The organism is Listeria sp. MAN/IMW/UF464 (assembly GCF_058683955.1).
In genome coordinates this window covers 1-5,318 of record NZ_JBZWZP010000006.1, presented here as the reverse complement: position 1 = coordinate 5,318, position 5,318 = coordinate 1, and the positions used below count along the sequence as shown (strand labels likewise).

The window sequence follows — 5,318 nt, the reverse complement described above, 5'->3', positions numbered from 1 at the left end:
ATTGCCCGGCAGCGACCTACTCTCGCAGGGGGAAGCCCCCAACTACCATTGGCGCAGAGAAGCTTAACTACCGTGTTCGGGATGGGAACGGGTGTGACCTTCTCGCCATAACTACCAGACAATATGCAGTTGTTGAAAGATTGCTCTCTCAAAACTAGAGAAGAAAGGGTTCAGTTAGGTAACTTCGTTTCATTTTTTGGTTAAGTCCTCGATCGATTAGTATTTGTCCGCTCCATGTATCGCTACACTTCCACTCCAAACCTATCTACCTGATCATCTTTCAGGGATCTTACTTTCCGAAGAAATGGGAAATCTCATCTTGAGGGGGGCTTCACGCTTAGATGCTTTCAGCGTTTATCCCTGCCACACATAGCTACCCAGCGATGCTCCTGGCGGAACAACTGGTACACCAGCGGTGTGTCCATCCCGGTCCTCTCGTACTAAGGACAGCTCCTCTCAAATTTCCTGCGCCCGCGACGGATAGGGACCGAACTGTCTCACGACGTTCTGAACCCAGCTCGCGTGCCGCTTTAATGGGCGAACAGCCCAACCCTTGGGACCGACTACAGCCCCAGGATGCGACGAGCCGACATCGAGGTGCCAAACCTCCCCGTCGATGTGGACTCTTGGGGGAGATAAGCCTGTTATCCCCGGGGTAGCTTTTATCCGTTGAGCGATGGCCCTTCCATGCGGAACCACCGGATCACTAAGCCCGACTTTCGTCCCTGCTCGACTTGTCAGTCTCGCAGTCAAGCTCCCTTGTGCCTTTACACTCTGCGAATGATTTCCATCCATTCTGAGGGAACCTTTGGGCGCCTCCGTTACTCTTTAGGAGGCGACCGCCCCAGTCAAACTGCCCACCTGACACTGTCTCCCCACGCGCTTAGCGTGGCGGGTTAGAATGGTCATACAGCCAGGGTAGTATCCCACCATTGCCTCCTCGTATGCTAGCGCACACGTCTCTTCGGCTCCTACCTATCCTGTACAAGCGGTACAAACATTCCATATCAGGTTGCAGTAAAGCTCCACGGGGTCTTTCCGTCCTGTCGCGGGTAACCTGCATCTTCACAGGTACTATAATTTCACCGAGTCTCTCGTTGAGACAGTGCCCAGATCGTTGCGCCTTTCGTGCGGGTCGGAACTTACCCGACAAGGAATTTCGCTACCTTAGGACCGTTATAGTTACGGCCGCCGTTTACTGGGGCTTCAATTCGTACCTTCGCCGAAGCTAAGCACTCCTCTTAACCTTCCAGCACCGGGCAGGCGTCAGCCCCTATACGTCACCTTACGGTTTTGCAGAGACCTGTGTTTTTGCTAAACAGTCGCCTGGGCCTATTCACTGCGGCTCTCTCGGGCTTGCACCCTAATAGAGCACCCCTTCTCCCGAAGTTACGGGGTCATTTTGCCGAGTTCCTTAACGAGAGTTCTCTCGCTCACCTTAGGATTCTCTCCTCATCTACCTGTGTCGGTTTGCGGTACGGGCAGTACTACTCTTCCTAGAGGCTTTTCTTGACAGCGTGAAATCAGGAACTTCCGTACTTAATTTCCTTCCCCATCACAGCTCATGCTTCGCAAGAAGCGGATTTGCCTACTTCTCACACTCACTGCTTGGACGCACATTTCCATTCGTGCGATTCCCTATCCTTCTGTGTCACCCCATCGGTTAAACAATTAGCACTGGTACAGGAATCTCTACCTGTTGTCCATCGCCTACGCCTATCGGCCTCGGCTTAGGTCCCGACTAACCCTGAGCGGACGAGCCTTCCTCAGGAAACCTTAGATATTCGGTGGAAGGGATTCTCACCCTTCTTTCGCTACTCATACCGGCATTCTCACTTCTAAGCGCTCCACCAGTCCTTCCGGTCTGACTTCACCGCCCTTAGAACGCTCTCCTACCACGAACCTCCGAAGAGGTTCATCCACAGTTTCGGTAATATGTTTAGCCCCGGTACATTTTCGGCGCGGGGTCACTCGACCAGTGAGCTATTACGCACTCTTTCAATGGTGGCTGCTTCTAAGCCAACATCCTGGTTGTCTAAGCAACCCCACATCCTTTTCCACTTAACATATATTTGGGGACCTTAACTGGTGGTCTGGGCTGTTTCCCTTTCGACTACGGATCTTATCACTCGCAGTCTGACTCCCGAGTATAAGTACATGGCATTCGGAGTTTATCTGAATTCGGTAACCCGAGAAGGGCCCCTAGTCCAAACAGTGCTCTACCTCCATGACTCTTTACCTCGAGGCTAGCCCTAAAGCTATTTCGGAGAGAACCAGCTATCTCCAAGTTCGATTGGAATTTCTCCGCTACCCACACCTCATCCCCGCACTTTTCAACGTGCGTGGGTTCGGACCTCCAGTAAGTATTACCTTACCTTCATCCTGGACATGGGTAGATCACCTGGTTTCGGGTCTACGACCTGTTACTTATGCGCCCTATTCAGACTCGCTTTCGCTACGGCTCCGCTTTTTCCGCTTAACCTTGCAACAAATCGTAACTCGCCGGTTCATTCTACAAAAGGCACGCTATCACCCATTAACGGGCTCTAACTACTTGTAGGCACACGGTTTCAGGAACTGTTTCACTCCCCTTCCGGGGTGCTTTTCACCTTTCCCTCACGGTACTGGTTCACTATCGGTCACTAGGGAGTATTTAGCCTTGGGAGATGGTCCTCCCGGATTCCGACGGAATTTCACGTGTTCCGCCGTACTCAGGATCCACTCTGGAGGGAAAGCCATTTCAACTACCGGGCTGTTACCGTCTTTGGCGGGCCTTTCCAGACCGCTTCATTTATAACTTTCTTTTGTAACTCCGTATAGAGTGTCCTACAACCCCAAGAAGCAAGCTTCTTGGTTTGGGCTCTTTCCGTTTCGCTCGCCGCTACTCAGGAAATCGATTTTTCTTTCTCTTCCTCCAGGTACTTAGATGTTTCAGTTCCCTGGGTCTGCCTTCCTCACGCTATGTATTCACGTAAGGATACTATCCGACTAAAGATAGTGGGTTCCCCCATTCGGAAATCTCTGGATCAACGCTTACGTACAGCTCCCCAAAGCATATCGGTGTTAGTCCCGTCCTTCTTCGGCTCCTAGTGCCAAGGCATCCACCGTGCGCCCTTTCTAACTTAACCAATTTACTTCTACGAAGTAAAGGTTGTTTTTCTGATGTTCCGTATCAGCGATGATACTTCCTATCAGATGAAAGATTCACTTTCAGATGATTCTCGGTTACTTGTGTCATAAATAATAAATTATCTATGCTAACTTTACTAACTTTCTTATCTAGTTTTCAAAGAACAATTTTGGTGGAGCCTAGCGGGATCGAACCGCTGACCTCCTGCGTGCAAAGCAGGCGCTCTCCCAGCTGAGCTAAGGCCCCTAAAAGGAATTAAATTGGATGTTTTCTTCGTGTCAGAAAGAAAAAGTGGGCCTAAATGGACTCGAACCATCGACCTCACGCTTATCAGGCGTGCGCTCTAACCAGCTGAGCTATAGGCCCGTCAAAAATGTAGTGGCGCTATGCTCCAAGCATGTTGCCTTGCGTACTTTATCTGACATACAAGAGAGTGACCTCTCAAAACTGAACAAATAGAGAAGAACGAAAACTCACAGGTTTCCTTTTCCTTAGAAAGGAGGTGATCCAGCCGCACCTTCCGATACGGCTACCTTGTTACGACTTCACCCCAATTATCTGTCCCACCTTCGGCGGCTGGCTCCATAAAGGTTACCCTACCGACTTCGGGTGTTACAAACTCTCGTGGTGTGACGGGCGGTGTGTACAAGGCCCGGGAACGTATTCACCGTGGCATGCTGATCCACGATTACTAGCGATTCCGGCTTCATGTAGGCGAGTTGCAGCCTACAATCCGAACTGAGAATGGTTTTATGGGATTGGCTCCACCTCGCGGCTTCGCGACCCTTTGTACCATCCATTGTAGCACGTGTGTAGCCCAGGTCATAAGGGGCATGATGATTTGACGTCATCCCCACCTTCCTCCGGCTTGCACCGGCAGTCACTTTAGAGTGCCCAACTAAATGCTGGCAACTAAAATCAAGGGTTGCGCTCGTTGCGGGACTTAACCCAACATCTCACGACACGAGCTGACGACAACCATGCACCACCTGTCACTTTGTCCCCGAAGGGAAAGCTCTGTCTCCAGAGTGGTCAAAGGATGTCAAGACCTGGTAAGGTTCTTCGCGTTGCTTCGAATTAAACCACATGCTCCACCGCTTGTGCGGGCCCCCGTCAATTCCTTTGAGTTTCAACCTTGCGGTCGTACTCCCCAGGCGGAGTGCTTAATGCGTTAGCTGCAGCACTAAGGGGCGGAAACCCCCTAACACTTAGCACTCATCGTTTACGGCGTGGACTACCAGGGTATCTAATCCTGTTTGCTCCCCACGCTTTCGCGCCTCAGCGTCAGTTACAGACCAGAGAGTCGCCTTCGCCACTGGTGTTCCTCCACATATCTACGCATTTCACCGCTACACGTGGAATTCCACTCTCCTCTTCTGCACTCCAGTCTTCCAGTTTCCAATGACCCTCCCCGGTTAAGCCGGGGGCTTTCACATCAGACTTAAAAGACCGCCTGCGCGCGCTTTACGCCCAATAAATCCGGACAACGCTTGCCACCTACGTATTACCGCGGCTGCTGGCACGTAGTTAGCCGTGGCTTTCTGGTTAGATACCGTCAAGGGACAAGCAGTTACTCTTATCCTTGTTCTTCTCTAACAACAGTACTTTACGATCCGAAAACCTTCTTCATACACGCGGCGTTGCTCCGTCAGACTTTCGTCCATTGCGGAAGATTCCCTACTGCTGCCTCCCGTAGGAGTCTGGGCCGTGTCTCAGTCCCAGTGTGGCCGATCACCCTCTCAGGTCGGCTATGCATCGTTGCCTTGGTAGGCCATTACCCTACCAACTAGCTAATGCACCGCGGGCCCATCTGTAAGCGATAGCCGAAACCATCTTTCAAGAGCGTGGCATGCGCCACACTCTATCATTCGGTATTAGCCCCGGTTTCCCGGAGTTATCCCCAACTTACAGGCAGGTTGCCCACGTGTTACTCACCCGTCCGCCACTAACTTTGGAAGAGCAAGCTCTTCCTCCGTTCGTTCGACTTGCATGTATTAGGCACGCCGCCAGCGTTCGTCCTGAGCCAGGATCAAACTCTCTTTAAAATATAAATTGAATTTGAATACTTATTCAACACCGTGAATAAGATTCCTTGCGTCAAATTGACTTCGCTAGCAATTAAATTACTAGTTTGTTTTTGTTGAAAACAGCTTTCTGTTTTCTGCCCTGCGATTACCAGTGAGACTTT

At 51.0% G+C, this 5,318-nt stretch carries 2 tRNA genes and 3 rRNA genes; all 5 read right to left on the bottom strand.

Annotation, left to right across the window (positions count from 1 at the left end):
- Positions 1–3 precede the first annotated feature (3 nt).
- Positions 4–119: ribosomal RNA gene (gene rrf / locus AC4PG0_RS14245) — 5S ribosomal RNA — on the bottom strand.
- Between the two features lie 77 nt (positions 120–196).
- Positions 197–3,128 (bottom strand): 23S ribosomal RNA (locus AC4PG0_RS14240).
- Positions 3,129–3,300: 172 nt separating this feature from the next.
- A tRNA-Ala gene (locus tag AC4PG0_RS14235) sits at positions 3,301–3,376 on the bottom strand.
- A gap of 46 nt (positions 3,377–3,422) precedes the next feature.
- A tRNA-Ile gene (locus tag AC4PG0_RS14230) sits at positions 3,423–3,496 on the bottom strand.
- Between the two features lie 129 nt (positions 3,497–3,625).
- A 16S ribosomal RNA gene (locus AC4PG0_RS14225) occupies positions 3,626–5,175 on the bottom strand.
- The 16S, 23S and 5S rRNA genes sit together here with 2 tRNA genes alongside, the layout of an rRNA operon.
- Positions 5,176–5,318 lie beyond the last annotated feature (143 nt).